This is a genomic window from Streptomyces oryzae, assembly GCF_017676365.1.
In the GTDB taxonomy this organism is placed as follows: domain Bacteria; phylum Actinomycetota; class Actinomycetes; order Streptomycetales; family Streptomycetaceae; genus Streptomyces; species Streptomyces oryzae.
Genome location: NZ_JADKMA010000081.1, coordinates 1 through 22,153, shown reverse-complemented (window position 1 = coordinate 22,153; position 22,153 = coordinate 1). Strand labels below are relative to the sequence as shown.

20 protein-coding genes and 1 pseudogene are annotated in these 22,153 nt (G+C 72.6%); 15 read left to right on the top strand and 6 right to left on the bottom strand.

The features are described from left to right. Positions 1–72: 72 nt before the first annotated feature. From ITI46_RS36055 to ITI46_RS17320, 6 genes and pseudogenes are all read left to right on the top strand, one after another. A pseudogene (locus tag ITI46_RS36055) lies at positions 73–834 on the top strand (slipin family protein); the annotation flags it as partial. Positions 835–1,497: 663 nt separating this feature from the next. Beyond that, entirely contained in the window at positions 1,498–2,265 is a 768-nt protein-coding gene (locus ITI46_RS17340; protein WP_209240470.1) for a uracil-DNA glycosylase family protein, read from the top strand. After that, on the top strand, positions 2,265–3,818 hold the full coding sequence (locus ITI46_RS17335) for an amidohydrolase family protein (RefSeq protein ID WP_209240469.1): 1,554 nt from the start codon (positions 2,265–2,267) through the stop codon (positions 3,816–3,818). The genes ITI46_RS17340 and ITI46_RS17335 overlap by 1 nt, the downstream gene beginning before the upstream one ends. Continuing rightward, complete coding sequence (locus ITI46_RS17330; protein ID WP_209240468.1) at positions 3,815–5,395, top strand: S41 family peptidase; 1,581 nt, start codon at positions 3,815–3,817, stop codon at positions 5,393–5,395. The genes ITI46_RS17335 and ITI46_RS17330 overlap by 4 nt, the downstream gene beginning before the upstream one ends. A 160-nt stretch (positions 5,396–5,555) precedes the next feature. Further along, positions 5,556–6,467 (top strand): glutaminase, encoded by a 912-nt coding sequence (locus tag ITI46_RS17325; protein ID WP_209240467.1) that lies wholly within the window; start codon positions 5,556–5,558, stop codon positions 6,465–6,467. Positions 6,468–6,534: 67 nt separating this feature from the next. Further along, complete coding sequence (locus ITI46_RS17320) at positions 6,535–7,014, top strand: class I SAM-dependent methyltransferase (protein WP_247746135.1); 480 nt, start codon at positions 6,535–6,537, stop codon at positions 7,012–7,014. Positions 7,015–7,201: 187 nt separating this feature from the next. On the opposite strand, the gene ITI46_RS17315 is transcribed toward ITI46_RS17320, so the two are convergent. Continuing rightward, positions 7,202–7,555, bottom strand: a complete 354-nt coding sequence (locus ITI46_RS17315) for a cupin domain-containing protein (RefSeq protein ID WP_209240466.1) — start codon at positions 7,553–7,555, stop codon at positions 7,202–7,204. Between the two features lie 113 nt (positions 7,556–7,668). Between ITI46_RS17315 and ITI46_RS17310 the strand changes: the two genes are divergently transcribed. Both ITI46_RS17310 and ITI46_RS17305 read left to right on the top strand, forming a co-directional pair. Then, the gene (locus ITI46_RS17310; protein ID WP_247746134.1) at positions 7,669–9,111 is read left to right on the top strand and encodes an aminotransferase-like domain-containing protein; all 1,443 of its coding nucleotides are present in this window, start codon (positions 7,669–7,671) and stop codon (positions 9,109–9,111) included. 58 nt (positions 9,112–9,169) lie between these two features. After that, positions 9,170–9,769 (top strand): DUF4232 domain-containing protein, encoded by a 600-nt coding sequence (locus ITI46_RS17305; protein ID WP_209240465.1) that lies wholly within the window; start codon positions 9,170–9,172, stop codon positions 9,767–9,769. Between the two features lie 202 nt (positions 9,770–9,971). Here the strand turns inward: ITI46_RS17305 and ITI46_RS17300 are convergent, their stop codons facing one another. Next, a complete protein-coding gene (locus tag ITI46_RS17300) occupies positions 9,972–10,592 on the bottom strand; it encodes a TetR/AcrR family transcriptional regulator (RefSeq protein WP_209240464.1) in 621 nt (206 codons plus the stop codon). A 346-nt stretch (positions 10,593–10,938) separates the two neighbouring features. Between ITI46_RS17300 and ITI46_RS17295 the strand changes: the two genes are divergently transcribed. From ITI46_RS17295 to ITI46_RS17285, 3 genes are read left to right on the top strand one after another with little or no spacing between them, the layout of a single operon-like run. Then, entirely contained in the window at positions 10,939–11,496 is a 558-nt protein-coding gene (locus ITI46_RS17295) for a (2Fe-2S)-binding protein (protein ID WP_209240463.1), read from the top strand. Further along, positions 11,493–12,485, top strand: coding sequence for an FAD binding domain-containing protein (locus tag ITI46_RS17290; RefSeq protein ID WP_209240462.1), 993 nt, complete (start codon positions 11,493–11,495; stop codon positions 12,483–12,485). The genes ITI46_RS17295 and ITI46_RS17290 overlap by 4 nt, the downstream gene beginning before the upstream one ends. Continuing rightward, complete coding sequence (locus ITI46_RS17285) at positions 12,482–14,602, top strand: xanthine dehydrogenase family protein molybdopterin-binding subunit (RefSeq protein WP_209240461.1); 2,121 nt, start codon at positions 12,482–12,484, stop codon at positions 14,600–14,602. Before ITI46_RS17290 ends, ITI46_RS17285 begins: the two co-directional genes overlap by 4 nt. Positions 14,603–14,744: 142 nt before the next feature. Here the strand turns inward: ITI46_RS17285 and ITI46_RS17280 are convergent, their stop codons facing one another. Together ITI46_RS17280 and ITI46_RS17275 are read right to left on the bottom strand one after the other, a co-directional pair. Next, positions 14,745–17,225 (bottom strand): ABC transporter permease, encoded by a 2,481-nt coding sequence (locus ITI46_RS17280; protein WP_209240460.1) that lies wholly within the window; start codon positions 17,223–17,225, stop codon positions 14,745–14,747. After that, on the bottom strand, positions 17,219–17,956 hold the full coding sequence (locus ITI46_RS17275; RefSeq protein ID WP_209240459.1) for an ABC transporter ATP-binding protein: 738 nt from the start codon (positions 17,954–17,956) through the stop codon (positions 17,219–17,221). The genes ITI46_RS17280 and ITI46_RS17275 overlap by 7 nt, the downstream gene beginning before the upstream one ends. A gap of 117 nt (positions 17,957–18,073) precedes the next feature. Between ITI46_RS17275 and ITI46_RS17270 the strand changes: the two genes are divergently transcribed. Further along, positions 18,074–18,676, top strand: coding sequence for a helix-turn-helix domain-containing protein (locus ITI46_RS17270; protein ID WP_209240458.1), 603 nt, complete (start codon positions 18,074–18,076; stop codon positions 18,674–18,676). A gap of 49 nt (positions 18,677–18,725) precedes the next feature. Here ITI46_RS17270 and ITI46_RS17265 read toward each other — a convergent pair whose 3' ends face one another. Further along, complete coding sequence (locus ITI46_RS17265; RefSeq protein ID WP_209240457.1) at positions 18,726–19,169, bottom strand: hypothetical protein; 444 nt, start codon at positions 19,167–19,169, stop codon at positions 18,726–18,728. A 127-nt stretch (positions 19,170–19,296) separates the two neighbouring features. Here ITI46_RS17265 and ITI46_RS17260 point away from each other — a divergent pair, with 127 nt between their 5' ends. Beyond that, entirely contained in the window at positions 19,297–19,806 is a 510-nt protein-coding gene (locus ITI46_RS17260; protein ID WP_209240456.1) for a GNAT family N-acetyltransferase, read from the top strand. A 15-nt stretch (positions 19,807–19,821) separates the two neighbouring features. Here the strand turns inward: ITI46_RS17260 and ITI46_RS17255 are convergent, their stop codons facing one another. Further along, the gene (locus ITI46_RS17255) at positions 19,822–20,448 is read right to left on the bottom strand and encodes a TetR/AcrR family transcriptional regulator (protein WP_209240455.1); all 627 of its coding nucleotides are present in this window, start codon (positions 20,446–20,448) and stop codon (positions 19,822–19,824) included. 73 nt (positions 20,449–20,521) lie between these two features. Here ITI46_RS17255 and ITI46_RS17250 point away from each other — a divergent pair, with 73 nt between their 5' ends. Next, positions 20,522–21,256: a 2-oxoglutarate/malate transporter gene (locus tag ITI46_RS17250; RefSeq protein ID WP_247746133.1), complete on the top strand. Its 735-nt coding sequence runs from the start codon at positions 20,522–20,524 to the stop codon at positions 21,254–21,256. Between the two features lie 61 nt (positions 21,257–21,317). Next, positions 21,318–22,103, top strand: a complete 786-nt coding sequence (locus ITI46_RS17245; protein ID WP_209240454.1) for an SDR family NAD(P)-dependent oxidoreductase — start codon at positions 21,318–21,320, stop codon at positions 22,101–22,103. The last annotated feature ends 50 nt before the right edge of the window (positions 22,104–22,153 follow it).

Here is a 22,153-nt window from a genome sequence, read left to right as displayed (position 1 = left end):
CTGCCCGCTCGCTCGCCCACCTTGCCCCGATTTACGCTGGTAGTACCCGTACTCGGGATGGTAGGTGCCGTCATGCTCCAAGCACTGATAGCTGTCATCGTCGTCGTGGGCGTACTGGCCGCCATAGGGCTCATGGCAGCAGTCCGCGTCATCAAGCAGTACGAGCGAGGCGTCGTGCTGCGCTTCGGGCGGTTGCGCCGCGAGATCCGGGGGCCAGGGCTGACGCTCATCGCGCCTTTCGTCGACCACCTGCGCAAGGTGAACATGCAGATCGTCACCATGCCCGTGCCGGCCCAGGAGGGCATCACACGGGACAACGTGACGGTGCGCGTGGACGCCGTCGTCTACTTCAAGGTGGTGGAGCCGGCCGACGCGGTCATCCGGGTGGAGAACTACCAGTTCGCCGTCTCCCAGATGGCCCAGACGTCCCTCCGGTCGATCATCGGTAAGAGCGACCTGGACGATCTGCTCTCCAACCGGGAGAAGCTCAACCAGGGTCTGGAGCTGATGATCGACAGCCCCGCTGTCGACTGGGGTGTGCAGATCGACCGGGTGGAGATCAAGGACGTGTCGCTGCCGGACACCATGAAACGGTCCATGGCTCGCCAGGCCGAGGCGCACCGCGAGCGCCGGGCGCGCGTCATCAACGCGGATGCCGAGCTCCAGGCGTCGAAGCGGCTGGCCGAAGCGGCGCAGCAGATGGCCGTCCAGCCCGCGGCTCTGCAGCTGAGGCTGCTGCAGACCATCACGGCCGTCGCCGCCGAGAAGAATTCCACCCTCGTGCTCCCCTTCCCCGTCGAGCTGCTGCGCTTCCTGGAGCGCGCACAGCAGCCCGAGGCCGAGGCAGAGGCCGCCGAGACAGAGGCCGAGGACACCGAGGCCGCCTCCATGCCGGACTCGGGTCCCTCCAGGGCCGAGGCCGCACTGGCTGCCGCCGCCGAGGAGGCGGAGACCCGCGGTGCCGGCACCCGGCGTGAGCCGGAGCAGGAGGTCGCCGCCACCTTCCGGCCCGCGGCCCGGCGATCCCGCACCGGGAGGGGCGGTGAGCCGGACACCACGTTCGGCGGTCCGCTGCCGCCGGACCCGTCGGCGCCGCTCCGCGACCCTGCCATGGTGCTGCCGGAGCTTCAGGTGACGGGCCTTCCGACCGCCGAGGATGTCGAGGGCGTCCGGGGTGTCGAGGACATCGGGGACGCCGAGGAAGCCGGCCGGCAGAGGGAGCAGGAGGAGCAGCCGGAGCACGCGCACTCCGGCCGCAGCAGGCGCCGCCATTCGAGGTGAGGGCACCCGCAGCCCGCACAGTCGGCAAGAAGGCACCCTCACCGGGCCAAGAACCGGCGGCAGCCGTCAGCCGATCGGGGGACGCAACAGCTCCCGGGGCCGTCCCCGGGGCTCCTCCCTCGGCCAGTTGGCGGCTGCCGCGGTTTGTGCGGAGCCCGGCGGAGTGATCCATGGAGCCGACGAGTTCCGTCCGGACGGCGAGGAGGCGGCTGAGGGATGCCGGAGTTCGACCGCGGGCCGACGGCCCAGTTCGCCGAGCTGTTCGCGCAAGTGCCCGACCCGCCCGTCGAGTCCGCGTTCTGGTACGACTGGGGGCCGGTCTTCTACCGCGGCAGGCTGGACGGTTCAGCGCGGGTGCTGATCGTCGCCTCGGACCCGGGGCCGACCGAGCGGATCGCCGGGCGCAGCCTCGTCGGCAACGCCGGCCAGCGGGTGCAGGGCTTCCTCACCAAGCTGGGGCTGACCCGCTCCTACGTCTGTCTGAATGCCTGGGCCTACGCGGTGCACCCGAGCCAGGCGTTCGCGATGAAGGACCGGCTGGCGGAACCGGCGCAGACGCAGTGGCGCAACGCGGTCTTCGACCGGGCGACCGACCCGACGCTCCAGGCCGTCGTCGCCATGGGGTTCATGGCCCAGGAGGCGGTGCGGCTGTGGACGTCACGGCCGCAGGTCACAGTGGTCGAGGTGCCCCATCCCTCCAGCCACGACCCCGAGGCGCTGCTGAGTGCCTGGCACGATGCCGTTGGACAGCTGCGGCAGGTCGTGACACCGGACGACGACGGTGACAACAGCGGTGCCAACTACGGCGCGGACTTCGCCGAGGCCGACTACAGCCCGATCCCCCGGCGCGACCTGCCCTTCGGTACGCCCGCGTTCCTGGGCGACGACGCGTGGGTGCGCGCCAGGCCGAGCGGAGCGCAGAACTCCGTCAGCCGCCCGTCGCCGGACGACGGGCACACGCTGGTCTGGAAGGCGCCGGACTGATGGCGCTCGTACTCCGCGGCACGGTCGTCACCTTCGACGACGAGCACCGGATCCTGGACCCCGGCGCCGTGTACGTCGGCGACGACGGCCGGCTGGCCGCGGTGCGGGCGGCCGGACAGGATCCGCCCGCGGGGTTCTCCGGCGCGCCGCGGATCGACACGGAGGCGCTGATCCTCCCCGGTCTGATCGACCTCCACAATCACATCGCGTACAACACGCTCCCGCTGTGGGAGGCGGTCGGCGTGCCCTACCCGCACCACGACCGCTGGGTCCGCGAGCAGCGTCCGCCCGACTACTCCACCTCCGTCACCTGGCCCAACAAGGTGCTCGGCCACGCGGCGCCCGAGGCGCTGGTCAAATACGTCGAGGTGAAAGCACTGGTCGGCGGTACAACGGCGATCCAGGGCGCCCCGCACTCCACCCGCGCCGTCGACGGCTGGCTGCTGCGGATCATCGACAACGAGAAGCTGCCGACGGGCACCGACATGGTGATGACCGCGGCGCTCCAGCTCGACGCCGAGGAGCTGCGCGACAACCGCGCCGGCCGGCTCGACGGCACGCGCGTGCTGATCTACCACGTCGCGGAGGGCATGCGCGGCTCGGCCGTGCACGACGAGTTCGAGGATCTCGCACCGTGTCTGAAACCGGGCCTGATCGGCGTGCACGGCACCGCGCTGACCGGCGGCGACTTCGCAACCTGGCAGGAGGCGGTGGCGGCGGTCGACGCAGCGGAGCGGGGGACGGTCGTATGGTCGCCGTTCTCCAACTACTGGCTGTACCACGAGACAACGGACGTGGTGGACGCGGACCGGAAGGGGCTGCGGATCGCGCTCGGCTCCGACTGGTCGCCGTCGGGTACCAAGCATGTGCTCGGCGAGCTGAAGGTCGCCGACGCCGTCAACCGGCACGAGCTGGACGGGCACTTCAGCGACCGGGAGCTGTGCGACATGGTCACCGCCAACCCCGGCGATGCGCTGGCGACCGCCTGGGGGCCGCAGGTGGGCAGGCTGCGCCGGGGCAGCGCGGCTGACCTTCTCGTACTCGAACGCCACGACCCGGAGCGGGGCGTATACCGCAATGTGATCGACGCGACCGAGCGGCATGTACGGCTGGTGCTGGTGCGCGGCCGGCCGTTCTACGGGACTCCGGGGCTGATGACCGCCGCCGGTGCGACACACACCGACACCCTCACGGTGGCCGGACTCAAGCGCCGGGTCGCGGTACGGCAGCAGGACCGGGGCGACGCCACCCTCGACTGGCCCGGCGTCAAGCGCGCGCTGGAGAAGGTGCGCACCGATCCGGTGGCCGCCTGGCGGGCCGCGCAGGACGCGCTCGCGGACTGGGGCGGGCCGCTGGACGACCCCGAGGCGCCGCTCGTGCTGTTCGGCGACATGCCGGAAGGCGACGTGGGCGAGTTCGCCGCCGCCGCGGAGGTTCCGCAGGACCTGGTCGTACCGCGCCTGGACCCGCTGACGCACGACGCCGCGTACTTCGCCGCCGTGGCCCGCAGCGGTGTGCCCCAGCTCCAGCACCTCGCGGAGTACTACACATGAGCACGACGGTGGCGCAGCCGGCCCGCACCCTGCCGGACTCGACCGGGCTCGACGCCTTCCTGGACCGGGCCGCCGCCGACCCGCTGCCGCTCGCGGACCGCTACCGGCTGGTGGCCGCGGCCCGGGTGCTGCTCGAAGAGCTGTATGTGCACCTTCCGCTCAAACGCGCGATGCACGCCACCGACCCGGTCCAGCGCCTGCGACTGCTGGAGCGCCGGCTGCGGCCGCTCAGCGAGCCGCAATTCCACGCCGAACTCGCGGGTGTCTTCCGGGAGTTGCGGGACCTGCACACGGTCTACCAGCTGCCGGACCCCTACCGCGGCCATGTGGCGACGCTGGGTTTCCTCGTCGAGCGCTACGTCGATCCGGACGGCACGCCGCACCACATCGTCTCCAAACTGGACCGCTCGCTGGCGCACGCGGGATTCGACGTCGGCGCCGAGCTGGAGACCTGGAACGGTGTGCCGATCGAGCGCGCGATCGAGCGCAACGCGGCAGCGCAGGCGGGTTCCAACCCGGACGCGCGCCTGGCGCGAGGGCTGGAGTCGCTGACGCTGCGCTCGCTGCGCACCGGTCCCCCGCCGGACGAGCGCTGGGTGCTGCTGACGTACCGCACCCGTGCCGGGCGCCGCCGCGAGACGCGTATCCCGTGGCGGGTACGCGCCGCCGAGCGGCGCGCGGGCCGCGCGCAGGACCCGGTGCCCACACTGGCCACCAGCCTCGGCATCGACGCGGGGAACGAGGCCACGCGGCAGATCAAGCGCGCGCTGTTCGCCCCGCCCCAGGCGCGGCGCCCCTCTCCGCGCGCCTTCCGCGGTGTGGTCGCCTACCGGACGCTGCGGCTGCGCGGCCGCCCGTACGGGTATCTGCGGATCTTCTCGTTCAACGTCTCGGGGGCCAGGCTGTTCACCGAGCAGCTGGCGCGGATCACGGAGCGCGCTCCGGCGGGAGGGCTGATCGTGGACATCCGCGGCAACCCCGGTGGCCATCTCCCGGCGGCGGAGTCCGCTTTGCAGCTGCTGAGCGGGCATCCCGTCGTGCCGGTCAGCTTCTCGCTGCCGACCACGCGCGCCGCCCTCGTGCTGGCCAGGTCCAACCCGGGCTTCCGCGTCTGGTCGAGCTCGATCCGCGCCGCCGTGGAGACGGGTGAGGTGCACTCGCAGGGCTTCCCGCTCACCGACCCCGAAGCGGTCACGGCCGGTCTGCCGCGCTACACCGGGCCGAAGGTGCTGATCACCGACGCGCTGTGCTACTCGGCAGCCGACGTCTTCGCCGCCGGATTCCAGGACAACGGGCTCGGGCCCGTGCTGGGGACCGCGTGGCGGACCGGGGCAGGCGGTGCCAACGTGTGGACGCACGAACTGCTGCGCGTATGGCTGCCCGAGCTGCTCGGGGAGCTGCCGCGCGGTGCCGGGTTCCGGGTGGCGCTCCGGCGCGCCACCCGGGCACGCGGCAACGTCGATGTCCCGCTGGAGGACCTCGGTGTGCAGGCGGACGAGTTGCACCAGCTGACCGAACGCGACGTCACCGGCCGCAACCAGGACCTCCTGGCGGCAGCCGCGGCATTGCTGTCCTGACTCGGCCTGGCCGACGCCACCGGTGTCCCGGGCGAGGTGGCCCCCGCACCCCAGGCTAGAGTCTCCGACCAGGCCCGACGCAGGAAAAGGTGCCGCTCACGGCGGCGGCCCGTGCCGGGTCGGTGTGGACGGCAAGGACAGCTCAGGAGCAGCGCGGACGATGGACTACCAGGCAGTGCTCGAGGAGGTCGCGGACGCCGTGGCGCCCCAGATCGGCCGCGGGCAGGCGGCGGGGTACATTCCGGCGCTGGCCGCGGTGGACCTGGGCGGCTTCGGTATGGCGCTCGCGGATGTGGACGGCTCGGTCACCGGGGTCGGCGACTGGCAGGTGCCCTTCTCCGTGCAGAGCATCTCCAAGGCGTTCGGCCTGGCGCTGGTGCTGGCGCAGGACGGCGAGAACCTGTGGGGGCGTGTGGGGCGGGAGCCGTCCGGCACTCCGTTCAACTCGCTGGTGCAGCTGGAGTACGAGAACGGCATCCCGCGCAACCCCTTCATCAACGCGGGCGCGCTGGTGGTCACCGACCGGCTCCAGTCGCTGACCGGTGACGCCAGCACCACGATGCTGGACTTCCTGCGCGCCGAGAGCGGCAACCCACAGGTCTCCTTCGACCCTGCGGTGGCCTCCTCCGAGTCCGACCACGGCGACCGCAACGCGGCGCTGGCGCACTTCATGGCCAGCTACGGCAACCTGGACAATCCCGTCCAGACCGTGCTGGACCACTACTTCAGGCAGTGTTCGATCGCGATGAGCTGCCGCGATCTGGCCCTGGCCGGTTCCTTCCTGGCCCGTCACGGGCTGGCGACGGACGGCTCCCGGCTGCTGCCGGCGCGCGAGGCCAAGCGGATCAACGCCGTCATGCTCACCTGCGGGACCTACGACGCGGCGGGCGACTTCGCCTACCGGGTCGGCCTCCCGGGCAAGAGCGGCGTCGGCGGCGGAATCCTCGCGGTGGTCCCAGGGCGGTGCACGCTGTGCGTGTGGAGCCCCGGGCTCGACATGCGGGGCAACTCGGTGGCCGGCGTCGCGGCCCTGGACGCCTTCACGTCGCTGACCGACTGGTCGGTATTCTGAGCAGACTCCTGCCGCCGTCGGTGGCCCCGGTGCGTGGGCTCACTCGGGAAACCGGACCGTGGTCTCCATGCCGATGCGGGCCGCCAGCATCCGCTGGAAGTCGGGGCACTGGGTGAAGTCCTCGTGGTCGCAGTCGAGAGCGCACTCGATGAGTTCGAGGGACGCCTGCGCGGCGGCGATCCGGGAGCGGAGCGCTGCGGCCTCCTCACCCAGGATCCGGCGCTCGCCGGGAGCGGCCGTACTGGCCGAGGAACTGCGGGCGCTCGGCTACGACCTGCTCGGGGCCCGGCCCGGATCGTCCGCCGTGGACGTGGGCTGCGGCGCCGGGCGCGCGGTGACGGACCTGACCGGGCGGGGCGTGCACGCTCTCGGCGCCGACCCGGACGAGCGGATGATCGCCGTCGCCCGCGGCCGGTTCCCGGAGGCGGACTTCCGGGTCGCGGGCGCGTACGAACTGCCGTTGGCGAGCACCGCAACCTGCTGCTGGGCGCCCACTTCACCGAGGTGTCGGTTCAGGCGCACACAGGGGTGTTCACCGGCCCTGTGATGCTGCCCGCGCTCACCGGGCCGGCAGAGGGGCCTGCTCCACCGGCGCCATCACCCGCGAGCAGACCGACGGCTGGATCGCCGAGCAGCGAGCCCGGGCCGAGGCCGACCGGCTGTTCCCCGCGCTGCCGATGTTCGTGGCAGCGGCCACGGCACCACGCTGAGGAGACGTTGGTGCCGGGCGCGCGTCAGCTCCCGTACTGCTTGGTGTCCGGGTGCTCGATGAGCAGGATATGGGCGGTCTGCTCGGCGACGGGGCGGTGCCGCACTCCTCTGGGGACGACGAAGAGTTCGCCCGCCTTCAGCACCACCGGCTCCCGCCCCTCGAGCTCGATCCGGAACGTGCCGTCCCAGCACAGGAACAGCTCGTCCTCGTCGTGGTAGTGCCAGGGAAACTCGCCTTCCAGCCGGGCGAGGCGGACGACGGTGGTGTCGTTCACCATGGCCAGGTTCCGCTGCTGAAAGGGCCCCGGAAGCGCGGCGACGGCTTCGGGCACCGATACCGGTGCTGGACTGCGAAGGTCCTCATGTCGTGTGGTCATGCTGTGATCCTCGCCGTACCCGGGGCCAGGTCACAGAACCAATGCGGCACAATTGGTCCACGGGGCGAGCCAATTGGCCGCGCCCACTCCCTCTGGACCGAAAGACCGCGATCATGCCGATGGGACCGGCCGAGCTGGCCGACCGCCTGGGCCGGTGGTCGGCCGGCCGCGGGCCGCTGTATCTGCTGCTCGCCGCCCGGCTGCGGCGCCTTGTCGACGAAGGCGAACTACCGCCCGGCACCCCGCTGCCGCCCGACCGTACGCTGGCGGCCACGCTCGCGGTCGGGCGCGGGACCATCGTGGCAGCTTACGAACAGTTGAGCGTGGAGGGCCGGATCGTCCGGCGGCGGGGAAGCGGCACACGGGTGGCCGGGCCGTCCCGCCCCGGGCCCCGGGAGGCGACGACCGCGCCGGTCTTTCTGCACCTGCTGGAGCCCCGGGACGACGACGTCATCCTGCTGGCGTGCGCAGCGCCCACCTCGCCTCCGCCGATGCTGCAGTCCGCTTATGAACGGGCGCTGTCCCAACTGTCCGCCGTGGAGGGCGACATGGGATACCACCCGTCGGGCCACTGGCCGCTGCGCGGCGCCGTCGCCGACCTCTACACACGGCGCGGCGTACCGACCGATCCGGAGCAGGTCGTGATCACCAACGGTGGTCAGCAGGCCCTGTCCCTGCTCGCCCGCGCCTTCGTCCAGCCGGGCGGCACGGTGCTGGTGGAGGCGCCCACCTACCCCGGTGCGCTGGAGGCCTTCCGCGAACACGCCGCGTCCCTGCACACGCTCCCCGTCGGCCTGGACGGCTTCGAGTCACGGATACGTACGCCCGGCCGGCGCCCGGAGCTCGGCTACGTCATCTCCAGCCACCACAATCCGACCGGCAACGTGCTGCCGTCATTGGCGCGCCGTCGGCTGGCCGCGGCAGCAGCCGATGCCGACATTCCGCTCATCGACGACGAAGTCCTCGCCCACCTGTCCTTTCCCGGGCAGGACGTGCCCCCGCCGCTCGCTGCGTTCGGCCGCACGGTGATCTCGGTCGGCTCGCTCAGCAAAAGCGTCTGGGGCGGGCTGCGCGTCGGCTGGATACGGGCCGCACGGCCCGTCATCAGCCGTCTCGCCCGGCTCCGGGCGGTGCACGACCTCGGCGGGGACTTCTCAGCTCAAGTCGCCGCCGCCGAACTGCTCCCTCAGCTGGAGACGTTGTGCCAGGACACAGCGGCTGACCGGCAGGCCAGCCATGACCATCTGCGTGCCGAACTGGCGCGGCAGCTGCCGCAGTGGCGGGTCCCGGCCGTCACCGGCGGTCAGACCCTGTGGGCGCGCCTCCCCCACGGTGACGGCGACTCCTTCACACAGACGGCACTCCGCCATGGCGTCGCGGTACTGCCCGGCGGCGGACTGGACGCGGCGGGCGGCAGCCAGGAGTTCATCCGCCTCCACTTCTGCGCGGCGCCCGGGACGCTCACCGAGGCGGTGCACCGGCTGGCCACGGCCTGGCACGCCTACGGCGGCGAGCCCGACCGCGGCACCCCGGGCCCCCGGGTGATGGCGGTCTGAGCGGCGAAGGTCTGATCGGACCGGAACTGATCGGACCGGAACAGGGCAGGAGCGGATCATGACACGCGGACGATCAGCAGCAGCGAACGCCTCCGGCCGCCGGGGCGGCGGAGCGTGGCGGTGCGCAGTGGCGGCAGTGGGAACAGCGGTGCTGTTCGCGGGGGCCACGGCGTGCGGGAGCGGCGACCACGACGGCGACAGAGACCGCAGGGCGTCCCCCACCACGACCGCACCGGCCCCGTCCCGGGCCGCTGAGGAGAAGAGCGGGGGAGGCACACCGCGCTGCGCCGCCAGGGACCTGACCGTGGCGGTGGAGCGCCGTGCGGATACGGCGGACGGCCCCTCCTACGAGCTGGCGCTGAAGAACCGGACCAACGACGCCTGCACCCTCAAGGGCTACCCCCGGGTGTCCTTGGCGGCGAAGGACGGCAGCGCCATCGGCAAGGCCGCAACCCACGATGGCGGGACCGGGAAGACCGTCGTCCTGCAGCCCAGCACCCGCGCCCTCTCCACGCTGCGTACCGCCGACGGCCCCTGCCTGGAGCGGCCGCACTCCGTGAAGGTGTACCCACCCGGCTCGGGCCAGCCCCTGATCGCCGAGACGGACGAGCCGCGGGTGTGCGGCGGGAAATTCACGGTGACCGCTCTCAAGTGGTGACGCGGAACCTCGGATCTCGCGTACCCGGCAAGGGGGGCTGCGCTTGCCCACCCTGCGCCCTGGGGGTACCCCCTGCTCGAAGAGCTTGGGGGAGCAGACTGCCCAAGCTTCACGGGGAGCCATTCAGGGGCTTGGGGAACTGCGCGACAAGCCACAAACAACCCGCAGACCGCAAACATCAGCAAGGGGCAGCCCCTCATCGTCAGTGGCGGGACGGCCCGGCCTCATCGTCCGTGGCGGGACGCCCCGGCGCGCCGGCGCGCAGGCCGTCCATCACCAGGTCCAGAAGGCGCCCGGCCCGCGCCTGCCAGTCGTCGTGCGGGTCGATCTGCCACAGCCCCGAGATGGCGAGCAGGAAGTCCTGCGGGGTCACCCCGGAACGGATGGTGCCGGCCCGCTCGTTGGCCGCCAGCAGGCAGGTGACGGCCTCGGTCAACGGCCCGTGCCCGAGCCCGGCCAGGGTCCCCCGCGGATTGGTGGTGGCCGTGCGCAGGGCTTCGGCCAGCCCGGCCTTGGCCATGGCGTACTGGGCGAGCCGGTCCATCCACTCGCGCAGCGCCCGGTCGGGCGGCCGGGTGCACAGCAGCTGCTCAGCGGCGGCGGCCACCTGCTGCATCTCGTAGCGGTAGACCTGGAGGACGAGGGCCTCGCGGTTGGGAAAGTGGCGGTAGAAGGTGCCCTGGCCGACGCCCGCCTTCTTCGCGATGGCGCTCAGCGGCGCGTCCGCCGCGTGCGTCAGCTCGGCGAGCGCCACCTCCAGGATGCGCTCGCGGTTGCGCTGCGCGTCCGAGCGCAGCCGGGTGCCGGGCTTGTCGTGCCCCACGGGTCCTCCTTCCGTCCTCTTCCGCCCCCGGCCTTCTTCCGCCCCGGCGCTGTGCTGCGGGTGCGCGACGGCGTGTTGCGGATCTGTCTTGCGAACCGGACAACTGTCCTCTACGTTTCATGACGGTAGATCGGACTGCTGTCCGTTTCCTGACCTCTCACCATAGCGGCGGACGCGTCGGGGCGGCGGGCCGCTGTCCGTACATCGTCCGCACATCGCCTCGCCGCACCACGCGACGAAGCCGCGCACCCAAGGCAGAGCACCCGCAGGACAAAGCACACGCAAGCTGCGCACGCAAGGAACGCACGCAACCCGCGCACCGCACTCGCGAAAGAAGAAGCCGCACATGGCTCAAGCCACCGCAAGTCCGATCACGCTGACCATCAACGGAGAACCGCACACGCTCACGGTCGACCACCGCACCACCCTGCTCGACGTACTGCGCGAGCGCCTCGATCTGACCGGTACGAAGAAGGGCTGCGACCAGGGGCAGTGCGGCGCCTGCACGGTCCTGGTCGACGGCCGCCGTATCGTCGCCTGCCTGCAACTCGCGGTCGCCACCGAGGGCCGGGCCGTCACCACCATCGAGGGCCTCGCGGAGGGTGACGAACTGCACCCGGTGCAGCAGGCGTTCCTCGACCTCGACGGGTTCCAGTGCGGCTACTGCACCCCCGGCCAGATCTGTTCGGCGCTCGCGGTACTGGACGAGCACGCGGCGGGCTGGCCGAGCGCCGCCACCGACGACGTACGGCCCGAGGCGGGTCCGCCGGCTCTGACGCCCGAGGAGATCCGGGAGCGCATGAGCGGCAATCTGTGCCGCTGCGGCGCCTACGTGCCGATCGTCCAGGCCGTCGCCAAGGCCGCCGGGCAGGCCGCCGAGACCACTGAGGAGTCCGCCGCGTGAGGGAGTTCAGCTACGAGCGCGCCACCGATGTGAGCAGTGCCGTCGCGCTGCTGGAGACGGACCCCGACGCCCGCTGGCTGGGCGGGGGCACCAATCTCGTCGATCTGATGAAGACCGGGGTGGAGCGGCCGGGACGCCTTGTCGACGTGCGGGAACTGCCGCTGGGCCGCATCGAGTCCACCGACGACGGCGGGCTGCGCATCGGCGCCACGGTCACCAACAGCGAGCTGGCCGCCCACCCGGAGGTGCGGCGCCGCTACCCGGCGCTGGCGCAGGCAGTGCTGGCCGGGGCCTCGGGGCAGCTGCGCAACATGGCGACGGTCGGCGGCAATCTCCTCCAGCGCACCCGCTGCGCCTACTTCACCGACACCTCCTTCCCCTGCAACAAGCGGGAACCCGGCTCCGGCTGCCCGGCCGCCACCGGCGAGCACCGCAACCACGCGATCCTCGGCGCCTCCGAGCACTGCGTGGCCGTACACCCGTCGGACATGGGTGTCGCGCTGGCCGCGTTCGACGCCGTCGTCGCGTACGAGTCCGCAGCGGGCGGCGGCGAGTTGCCCCTGGCCGACTTCTATCTGCCGGTGGGCGACACCCCGCACCTGGAGACCGCGCTGCCCCCCGGCGCCCTGATCACGGCCGTCACGCTGCCACCCGCTCCGGTCGCGGCACACTCGCGCTACCGCAAGGTCCGCGAACGGGCCTCGTACGCCTTCGCCATCGGCTCGGCAGCCGCGGCGCTCGACGTCGCCGACGGGGTGGTCCGCGAGATACGGCTGGCGTTCGGCGCCGTCGCCTCCCGGCCGTGGCGGGCCAGTACCGCCGAGCGGGTGCTGCGCGGGCAGCCCGCCGTCGGTGCGGCGTTCGCCGAGGCCGCCGACGCCGAGCTGGCCGCGGCGCAGGTGCTCGACCAGAACGCCTACAAGGTGCCCCTGATCCGCAACCTCGTTGTGTCCCTGCTCACCGAACTGGCCGAGGAGACCGCCCGATGACCACCACGGCACAGCCCCCGACCGTCGGTGCCGCACACACCCGCGTCGAGGGCCGGGACAAGGTGACCGGCGCCGCCCGCTATGCGAGCGAGCAGCCGTTCGATCAACTGGTGCACAGCTGGCTGGTGCTCTCGACCGTCGCCCGTGGCCGCGTCCGCAAGGTGGGCGAGGAGGCCGTACGCGCCATGCCCGGCGTGCTGGCCGTGCTGCACCACGGCAACGCCCCGCGCCTGACGACCGACTACGCCTCCATGCTCGGCGCGCCCGATCCCACCGTCGCGCTCTTCCAGCACGACCGGGTGCCGCACGCGGGCTGGCCCGTGGCGCTGGTGGTCGCCGAGACGCCCGAGCAGGCCCGGGAGGCGGCCGAATCGCTCGTTGTCGAGTACGTCGAGGAGCCGCACGACGTCGCCTTCCACGCCGGCCGGCCCGACGCCTACGTCCCCGAGGACGGCGGCGCGGTGGCGACCAAGGGCGACCTGGAGGCCGAACTCGCCGCCTCCTCCGTCGTGGTTGACGCCTCCTACACCACCCCCGAGCAGCACCACAGCGCCATGGAGCCGCACGCCGCCACCGCCCGCTGGGAGGGAGGACGGCTGGAGGTCGTCGACTCCAACCAGGGCTCCATGTGGGTCGCCGACGAGCTGGCCAAACTCTTCTCGCTGGACCCCTCCTCGGTACGGGTGCGCTCCGAGCACATCGGCGGCGCCTTCGGCTCCAAGGGCGTACGGCCGCACCAGGTGGCCGCCGCGATGGCGGCGACGGTGCTGCAACGGCCCGTACGGCTCGCGCTGACCCGGCGCCAGACGTTCGCGGTCACCGGCTACCGCAGCCCCACCGCGCAACGGGTCCGGCTCGGCGCCGACGCTGACGGGCGGCTGCGCGCGTTCGGGCACGAGGCGCTCAACCTCACCTCGACACTGCGGCCCTTCGTGGAGACGAGCGCGGCGCTGGGACGTGTGCTGTACGACGCCCGGGCACACCACACCGTGCACCGGCTGGTCGATGTGGACATGCCCACCCCGACCTGGATGCGGGCACCCGGCGAAGCACCGGGCTCCTTCGCGGTGGAGTCGGCCCTGGACGAGCTGGCCGAACGGCTGGGTATGGACCCGATCGCGCTGCGGGCCCGCAACGAGCCGGCCGTCGGCCCGCTGTCCGGGCTCCCCTTCAGCAGCCGCAATCTGCTCGGCTGCTTCGAGGAGGGCGCCCGGCGGTTCGGCTGGGCCGAGCGCGATCCGCGGCCCCGCATGCGGCGCGAGGGCCGCTGGCTGCTCGGCACCGGAACCGCTGCCGCCACCTACCCGTCGGGCGCCGCACCCTCCACGGCTTCCGTGACGGCAGAGGCGGACGGCACTTTCACCGTACGGATCTCCGCGGCGGACGTCGGCACCGGAGCCCGCACCGCCCTCACTTTGATCGCCGCCGAAGCACTCGATGTGGCGCCCGAGCGGGTCGATGTCCGGATCGGCGACAGCGACTTCGGGCCCGCCTGGGTCGCCGGCGGCTCGATGGGCACCCGCTCCTGGGCGCTGGCCGTCACCTCCGCCGTCGGCGAGCTGCGCGGCCGACTGGCTCTGGCGGACGGCGAGATCCCGCCCGAGGGCATCACGGCCCGCACGGACACCGCAGGGCTGCTCGCCGAGCTCGCCAAGAAGGAACGGCACTCCTTCGGGGCACAGTTCGCCGAGGTCGCCGTCGACGTGGCCACGGGTGAGATCCGGGTGCGCCGCATGCTGGGCATCTTCGCGGCGGGCCGTATCGTCAACCCGCTCACCGCACGCAGCCAACTCATCGGCGGGATGACGTGGGGCATCTCCATGGCCCTGCACGAGGAAGCGGTACGGGACGAGGCGTCGGGCAGCCAGCTCGGCGCGGACTTCGCGAGCTACCACGTCGCCGCCAACGCCGACGTCCCGCTGATCGAGGCGGACTGGCTGGAGGACCCGGTCCCCGACGACCCCGTCGGGATCAAGGGCATCGGGGAGATCGGGATCGTGGGCGTCGCCGCGGCGATCTCCAACGCGGCCTGGCACGCGACCGGCGTACGCCACCGCGATCTGCCGCTGCGGCCGGACCGTGTACTGCGGGCGGAGGCGGAGGCAGTCGGCGACTGAGCGCCACCGGTGCGCCTCCCGACCAGGGCCCGGCCCCCTGGTCGGGTACGCCGCCGAAGGGTCCTCTTCCCTGCGCGTGCGACTGCGGCTGCATTGTGGTTCCTCGCGCAGTTCCCCGCGCCCCTTCGGGGCGCGTGTCCGACTACCCGCGGGCGCCCGCCAGTTCGGCAGGTCGTCGGCGCATGGACAGGGCGGCGGAAGCTGCGGCGCTGGACACGGCAACCGCCGCACAGGCGGCCAGTACCCCGCCGAGTGCTGCCCAGGGCAGCTGGATCGGGGGCCGCACCGACAGCAGGCCCAGGGCACCCCACATGCCCGCCAGGTTGAGCCCGGCGACGGCGGTCCCCAGCGCTCCGCCGACCGCGACCACCATCGCGGCCTCGGCCGCCACGGTCCGCAGTACCTGCCACCGGGTGGCGCCGGTCAGCCGCAGCAGGGCCAGTTCACGTACGCGGTCGGAGGTGGACATGACCATGGTGTTGGCCAGCGCGATGCCCGTGTACAGCAGGGCGATCCCGAGTACGAGAAAAAGGCCCGCCCGCGTCGTGCGGTTGGCCGCGGGGCGGGCGGCCCGTACCCACTCCCGCGCGGTGTGTACCCGGGCCCCGGACTGCCCGACCGCCTCTCTGAGCCCGGCCGCCACCGCCGCTGCCTCGGCGCCGTTCCGCAGCCGTACATCGACGCGGTCGACCGGCGCGCGGCGGGCGTTGTGCGGGGTGACGTAGACGCCGTTGTCGCCGGTGCCGGTGGTCATGACGGCGGCGATCCGCAGTGTTTTCCTGGTGCCGTCCCCGAGCCAGACCGTCACACGCTCGCCCACCTTGTGGTGCGCCCACTCCTCGTTGACGATGACCGAGTCGTCGTCCAGGTCGCTCAGTTTCCCGGCCGCGAGCGGCAGCCGGACGGTGGCCCGGAGCCGGGCCGGGTCGCCGGCCCGTGCGGGGGATTCGATGAGCGCCACCCCCTCCTCCAGGGTGTGGACGGTCGTGGACGAGGTCGCGGAGACCTCGGTGCCGGCGACCCGGTGCAGCCGCCGGAGCGTCGCCCGGCCGAAGCCGTCCGGTCCGGCCGAGGTGACGACGAAGTCGGCGGCGGTCCGGGAGCGCTCCTCGGTGACCTTCGCCTCGTTCAGTGTCTCGGTGGCTCCCAGGAGCGAGCCCGCCAGCGCCACGGTCACCAGGACCGGAGCCGCGACAGCCGCCGTACGTCTGATGCCGGTTGCGGCGTTCTCCCGCATCAGCATCCCTCCGGCGCCCGGCAGCCGGGCCGGGAGCCAGGCGAGCAGCAGGGTCAGCGGGCGCACCACCAGCGGTGCCAGCAGCGCCACCCCGGCGATCAGCAGCATGGGCCTGAGGACATACGTCTTGCGGTGCAGCAGCTCACCGGGATCGGTCGCCAGCGAGAAGGCGAGGGTCACGACGGCGGCCAGCAGCAGGGCTCCGCCGCCCAGCGCACGGCCCCATGTCATCGTGCGGGTGTCGACGGAGGCTTCCCGCAGCGCCTCGGCCGGCGGGGTGCGGCCGGCCCGCCAGGCCGCAGCGACCGCCCCGGCCAGTGCCACCAGCAAGCCCGTCCAGAAGGCGACATGGAACGGCCAGTTGTGGTGCTGGACGGTGAACCAGCGGGGTGCCAGCTCCTCCTCGACCACCCACTCGGCGAGCTGGGGTGCCGCGTAGGCGCCGAGCACACAGCCGGCTGCCGACGCGAGGACGCCGATGAGCAGCGCCTCGAAGAGAACCGTGCGGCGGACCTGGACCGGGGTCGCCCCCGCCATGCGCAGCAGCCCGAACTCGCGGCGGCGCTGTGCGACGGCGAACGCGAAGGTGGAGGCCACCACGAACACCGAGACGAAAGCGGCGACTCCACCGGCCGTACCGAACATGGCGTTCATCGCGACGACGGCCTCACCGTCCCGCTCGGGGTCGGCGTCGGCGAGGCGACGGGCGTCCCCCGTGAGGACCCGCGCGCCATCTGCGCCGCGTACCGCCGCGCGCACCGCTGCCGTGTCGTTGGTGCGGACCACCAACTGGACGCTGTGCGGCGAGAGTTCGGCAGCCCGCCGGTCGGTGTAGAAGACGGCGTTCTCGAAGCCGAGGCCGCCGACGACTCCGACGACGCGTGCACCTCCCCGGTCGGTGCGCAGCCGCTCCCCCGGCCGTATCCGGGCTGCGCCCCGCTCTGCCCAGTCGTCGCTGACGACCACCTCGTCGGCGGCGCGGGGTGCGCGGCCCTCCTTGAGGTGGTACGACGCGAACGCGGCGGTGGACCAGGGGTGGCCGACCAGGTCCCGCGGGCCGCCTGCTGCCCGTACGCCGAACGACCGGTCCTCCACCACCGGTCCGAGTCTCCGCAACCGTGCCTTCACCCGGTCCGGGACCGGCCGGGGCTGCGCCAGCTTGTGCACGCGGTCGCCGATCGCGGTGGGCACCCGCAGGGTGTCGGCGCCCTTGACGACGGCGGGGGCCGCGGCGAATCTCTCCGGCTTCCGCTCCGGCACATCCAGCGAGGAGGCCAGTGCCAGCCCCATGACCGTGAGCAGCCCCACCCCGAGCGCGAGTGCGACGAAGCTGCCGGCGAAGCCGGCCCACCGGGCGCGCAGCGTGGTCAGTGCGGAGCTCAGCACGGCGCGGCCTCCAGCTTCCCCAGATACGCGGCGATGTCCTGCGCGGACGCCTGAGCCAGTTCGCCGTTGACGCGTCCGTCGACGAGGAAGACCACGCGGTCCGCATAGGAGGCGGCGACCGGATCGTGGGTGACCATCACGGTCGTGCGCCCCTCGCGGCGGACCATGTCGCGCAGCAGCGTGAGGACCGCGCGGCTCGTCCGGGAGTCCAGGGCCCCGGTGGGTTCGTCCCCGAAGAGCACCTGGGGGCGGGTGATCAGGGCGCGGGCCAGGGCGACCCGCTGCTGCTGGCCGCCGGACAGCTCCGAAGGCCGGTGCCGTATCCGCCCCTCGAGCCCGACGCGCCCCAGCGCTTCGCGCACCCGCGCCGCTGAGGGCCGGCGGCCGGCGAGCCGAAGCGGGAGCGCCACGTTCTGCCCGGCGGTCAGGGACGGCAGCAAGTTGAAGTTCTGGAAGACGAAGCCGATGTGTTCGCGGCGCAGCAGCGTCAGCCGGGTCTCGCTCAGCCCCGTCAGCTCGGTCCCGCCCACGGTGACCGAGCCCGACGAGGGCCGGTCGAGCCCGGCCGCGCACTGCAGCAGCGTCGACTTGCCGGAGCCCGAAGGCCCCATCACGGCGGTGAACGTGCCGTGCCGGAAGCCGAGTGAGACCTCGTCAAGCGCTGTGACCGCGCCGGGCCCGGTGCCGTACCGGCGGGTGACGTGCCGCAGCGTGACCGCTTCTTGAGCCATGTGTCCGTCCTGAGTGCTCGGGTGGGCACCAGGGACCGGCCCACTGGGAAGGCAGCATTGCAGAGAAAATTCTGCAGAGGAAGTTCTGCAGAGAAACATCTGCGATACGCTCGACCCATGACCCAGTCTCCGGAAGAGGACAGCCACACCTCCTCCCCCCAGTCGCGCCGCACCGTCAGCGATCCCGCCACCCTCAAGGCGCTGGCCCACCCGCTGCGCCTCAGAATCCTTCGCCGACTGGCCGCCGAGGGCCCCGCGACGGCCACCGCGCTCGCCGCCGTGCTCGGCGAGAACACCGGGACGCTCAGCTATCACCTGCGCCAGCTGGAGAGCGCCGGATTCATCGAGGACGACCCCGAGCACTCCTCAGGCGGCCGGGAACGCTGGTGGCGCGGAGTGCGCGGCCTGGACGTGCGGCGCCCTCCCCGCGCGGACCTGACGGCGGCCGAACGCGCCGTCGTCGGCGAGCTGGACCGGCTGCACATGGAGGAGGACATCGAACTGGCCCACCGCTACGCCCTCCGGCCGTCCGACGAGGAGGAGTGGATGTGCGGCTCCCGCAGCACCCTCCATCTCACCCGTGAGGAACTGCGGGAATTCCACGATGCGTATCTGGAGCTGCTGCAGCGCTTCCGGCAGCTCCACCCCGAAGCCGCGCCGGGCACCCGGCCGGTCGCCGTCCGCTGGTTCGGGGTCCCGCTCGACGACCCGGGGAACTGACGCCCGTCGCCTGCCCGGCGCCTCCCGGACGGTGCGGCCCGGCGCGCCGCTACTGGTACGGCACGGCGGAGAACGTCGGGTCCTCCTCGGCGCTGATCTCCTTCGGACCGGCGGCGAAGTGGTGGCAGAACTCGACCGGTTCCTCGAAGGTGACCGCCGCGAGGGGGTCGGCGCCCGGCATGGGTTCGACGGGACCGAGGACGTAGCGGTGGCGGGTGACCTCGGCCAGCGGTTCGGCCGGTTCCATGGTGGCGAACGCCGGGGAGCCCGGCCCGTCCCCGGGCGTGCCCTGCACGCTCCACCGCGCGTGCAGCTCCAGGACCCCCGGTTCCGGACACCTCCAGCGCAGCCGCGTCACACAGAGAGCGTCGGCGTTGAACCACGAGCTCCAGCCCTGCCCGTCGGCGAGCAGGCCCAGTTCGGAGGCTTCCATCACCCCGTAGCTGAACGGGACGCTGCTCCAGTGGCCCACCAGTCGGTCGTCCAGATCCATCTCTGAATTCTCCAGCCCCGGCAACGGCGCCGGAAGGGAGGGCTCCCGGAATCCCGCCCGGGGGTTTCCCGTACCGTGACGGTTCGGCTTTTCCGGACGGCCGACTGAACCGCAGCGAGAGGGAAGCATGTCCGCACTGCGCCAGGCCCACATCTCCGACCACCGCACGATCGTCACCTGCGTGCAGCGGTGGTGGGGAGACTCCCGTACCCCGGAGCAGGCCCGTGAACTGTCCTTGCTGCTGCCGAGGTTGTTCCTGCAGTTCTTCTCGGGTACCAGCCTGGTGCTGGAGGAGGACGGGGACATCCAGGGGTTCCTGGTCGGTTTCCATTCCGCCGACAACGACCGGGAGGCGTATGTCCATTTCGTGGGCGTCGACCCCCGGCTGCGGGGCCGGGGCCTCGCCCGCACGCTCTACGCGGCGTTCTTCCGGCGCGCCGCCGAGGCGGGCCGCACCGAAGTGCGGGCGATCACCTCGCCGGCGAACTCCGGCTCCATCGCCTTCCACCGCGCGATGGGCTTCGCCCTGGAGCCCGGGGACCGCGAGATCGACGGGCTCCCCGTGCACAGCGACTACGACGGACCCGGGCAGGACCGGGTGTGCTTCCGCAAGGACCTCGTCACCGGCGACCGGTGACCCCGGGGCACGGCGTCAGTCCAGCAGTTCCCTGGCCAGCGCCGCGCTCCACCACTGCTCGACCCGGTCGGGCTTCCAGCCCCGTTCGGCGGTGAGTTCGGTGTAGACGTCGATGTTGCACAGGGCCGCGTAGATGTCGACGGCGGCCCGCACCTCCAGACCCGCCCGCAGGACGCCGGCGGGCCACGAGGTGAACACCTGTACGCGGGTGTCGTCGGCGCGGGTGCGGCCGTCGCGGTAGAGCGTCGCCAACTCCGGCTCGGTGCGCCCCGCTTCCCTGACCAGCGTGATGATGTCGCCCGAGCGCTCGAACAGCCGCCGGTCATAGCCCGCCATCGCGGCCAGCTGCGCCGGCGGGTCCGCCTCCGGGCCCTCCAGCTCCGCGACCAGTTGCGCGACATCGGCCGACAGGTCCGCCGCGTCGGCCAGCGCGCGGGCCAGCCCTGTCTTGTTGCCGTACGCGGCGTAGACGGTCGGCACGGAGACCCCGGCCTCGCGCGCCACGTCCCGTACGGTCGTCGCCGCCCACCCCCGGGAGAGGAACAGCCGGCGGGCGGCGCGGGCGATGTCCGCGCGGGTCTCCTGCGCCTGCGCCGTCCGGCGCAGTGAGTCGTAACGGCGGCGGCCCGGCTCCGCGGTCATGGCGGTCTCCTCTGGACTCGTACTGCTCAGCCTGCTCAGCCCTTATTGGCTTTACGGTGCTTATAGTGAATACATGATACGTCAGACGCAGCCACAAGTCCGGCCGGCCACTCCCGGCTTCTCCCGGCTCGGCGGCATCGCCGCGTTCGGTTTCGCCTTCCTGATCGTCCTGAGCAATGTGCTCGTGGTCCCCGCCGGTCTGCCACGCACCGGCGCCGGCATCGGCGAAGTCACCGCGTTCTTCGGCGAGGAGGGCGAGCTGGTGGGCCTCGGGTCGGCGCTCACTCCCGCTGCCTGGGCCCTGGCCACGCTGTTCGGCGCGGGCGCTGTCGCCACGATGCGCCGGTCGGAGCGGGAACGGGGCGAGGCGTGGTCACTGCTCGGGTTCGCCGGCATCCTCCTCCAGAACGCCGCCTTCGCCGCGGTCATCGCGATCCGCCTCGCCATCGCGTCGACCACCGCGGACGCCTCCAGTGCGACATCGGCCCTCTGGGCGCTGCACGACGCGCTGTTCACCCTCAACGGCACCTTCCTGGCGCTCGCTCTCGTCGGCCTGTCGGTGGGCGGACGGCGCGCCGGGCTCGTCCGGCCGTGGCACGGCGCCCTGGGACTGCTGTCCGCGGCGCTGCTGTTCACCTCCGCGACCCTCGCCCCGCTGGTGATCGACCACGCCGGACCCCTCGGACTGCTCGGTCTCGGGGGCTGGCTGCTGTGGGTGGTGTGGCTCGCCGCGTACGGCGCCGTCCTCGTCCGGGTGAGGACGGGCCCGGTCTCCCCCGCCTCCCCGGCCTCCCCGCAGCTGGGCTGACCGGCCCGCAGGCATACCCTTGCCGAAGACCACCGCACGTCCGGAACGTCCAGGAGCGTTCATGAGCGCCACCGCGCAGGCCACTTCCTCCCGCACCGCCCGTACCGCCGTCATCACCGGAGCGAGCAGCGGCATCGGCGCCGCGACCGCACGCCGACTCGCCGACTCCGGCTACCGGGTCGTGCTCACGGCGCGCCGCGAGGAGCGCATCGCGGCCCTGGCGAAGGAGCTCACCGAGGCGGGGCACCAGGCCGAGGCGTACGCCCTGGACGTCACGGACCGGGCGGCGGTCGAGGCGTTCGCCGGCCGGTTCGGCACGCTGGACGTCCTGGTGAACAACGCGGGCGGTGCGCTGGGCGCCGACCCGGTGGCCTCCGGCGACCCGGAGGACTGGCGGCAGATGTACGAGACGAACGTCATCGGCACCCTGCACGTCACCCAGGCCCTGCTGCCCGCACTCACCGCGAGCGGCGACGGCACCGTCGTGGTCCTCTCCTCCACCGCGGGGCACGCGACTTACGAGGGCGGGGCCGGCTACGTCGCGGCCAAGCACGCACAGCATGTGCTGGCGGAGACGCTGCGGCTGGAGATCGTCGGCAGCCCGGTCCGCGTGATCGAGGTGGCGCCCGGCATGGTGAAGACCGACGAGTTCGCGCTGACCCGCTTCCGCGGGGACGAGGAGAAGGCGGCGAAGGTGTACGCGGGCGTGGCCGAGCCGCTGACCGCCGACGATGTCGCGGACACCATCGCCTGGGCCGTCACCCGCCCGAGCCATGTGAACATCGACCTGCTGGTCGTCCGCCCCCGCGCGCAGGCGTCCAACACGAAGGTGCACCGGGAAGCCTGACGGGGGGGCGGCGCCCTGCCCCCCGCCCCCCGCCGTCAGCTTCTCGGCAC

Excerpts from the sequence above, each read along its gene's own strand:
- ITI46_RS17255 (WP_209240455.1), bottom strand. The coding sequence starts at position 20,448 with ATGACCGCGGAGCCGGGCCGCCGCCGTTACGACTCACTGCGCCGGACG.
- ITI46_RS17330 (WP_209240468.1), top strand. The coding sequence starts at position 3,815 with ATGAGCACGACGGTGGCGCAGCCGGCCCGCACCCTGCCGGACTCGACC.
- ITI46_RS17245 (WP_209240454.1), top strand. The coding sequence starts at position 21,318 with ATGAGCGCCACCGCGCAGGCCACTTCCTCCCGCACCGCCCGTACCGCC.
- ITI46_RS17260 (WP_209240456.1), top strand. The coding sequence starts at position 19,297 with ATGTCCGCACTGCGCCAGGCCCACATCTCCGACCACCGCACGATCGTC.
- ITI46_RS17340 (WP_209240470.1), top strand. The coding sequence starts at position 1,498 with ATGCCGGAGTTCGACCGCGGGCCGACGGCCCAGTTCGCCGAGCTGTTC.
- ITI46_RS17295 (WP_209240463.1), top strand. The coding sequence starts at position 10,939 with ATGGCTCAAGCCACCGCAAGTCCGATCACGCTGACCATCAACGGAGAA.
- ITI46_RS17320 (WP_247746135.1), top strand. The coding sequence starts at position 6,535 with ATGCCGATGCGGGCCGCCAGCATCCGCTGGAAGTCGGGGCACTGGGTG.
- ITI46_RS17305 (WP_209240465.1), top strand. The coding sequence starts at position 9,170 with ATGACACGCGGACGATCAGCAGCAGCGAACGCCTCCGGCCGCCGGGGC.
- ITI46_RS17310 (WP_247746134.1), top strand. The coding sequence starts at position 7,669 with ATGCCGATGGGACCGGCCGAGCTGGCCGACCGCCTGGGCCGGTGGTCG.
- ITI46_RS17325 (WP_209240467.1), top strand. The coding sequence starts at position 5,556 with ATGGACTACCAGGCAGTGCTCGAGGAGGTCGCGGACGCCGTGGCGCCC.
- ITI46_RS17270 (WP_209240458.1), top strand. The coding sequence starts at position 18,074 with ATGACCCAGTCTCCGGAAGAGGACAGCCACACCTCCTCCCCCCAGTCG.
- ITI46_RS17275 (WP_209240459.1), bottom strand. The coding sequence starts at position 17,956 with ATGGCTCAAGAAGCGGTCACGCTGCGGCACGTCACCCGCCGGTACGGC.
- ITI46_RS17315 (WP_209240466.1), bottom strand. The coding sequence starts at position 7,555 with ATGACCACACGACATGAGGACCTTCGCAGTCCAGCACCGGTATCGGTG.
- ITI46_RS17285 (WP_209240461.1), top strand. The coding sequence starts at position 12,482 with ATGACCACCACGGCACAGCCCCCGACCGTCGGTGCCGCACACACCCGC.
- ITI46_RS17265 (WP_209240457.1), bottom strand. The coding sequence starts at position 19,169 with ATGGATCTGGACGACCGACTGGTGGGCCACTGGAGCAGCGTCCCGTTC.
- ITI46_RS17250 (WP_247746133.1), top strand. The coding sequence starts at position 20,522 with ATGATACGTCAGACGCAGCCACAAGTCCGGCCGGCCACTCCCGGCTTC.
- ITI46_RS17335 (WP_209240469.1), top strand. The coding sequence starts at position 2,265 with ATGGCGCTCGTACTCCGCGGCACGGTCGTCACCTTCGACGACGAGCAC.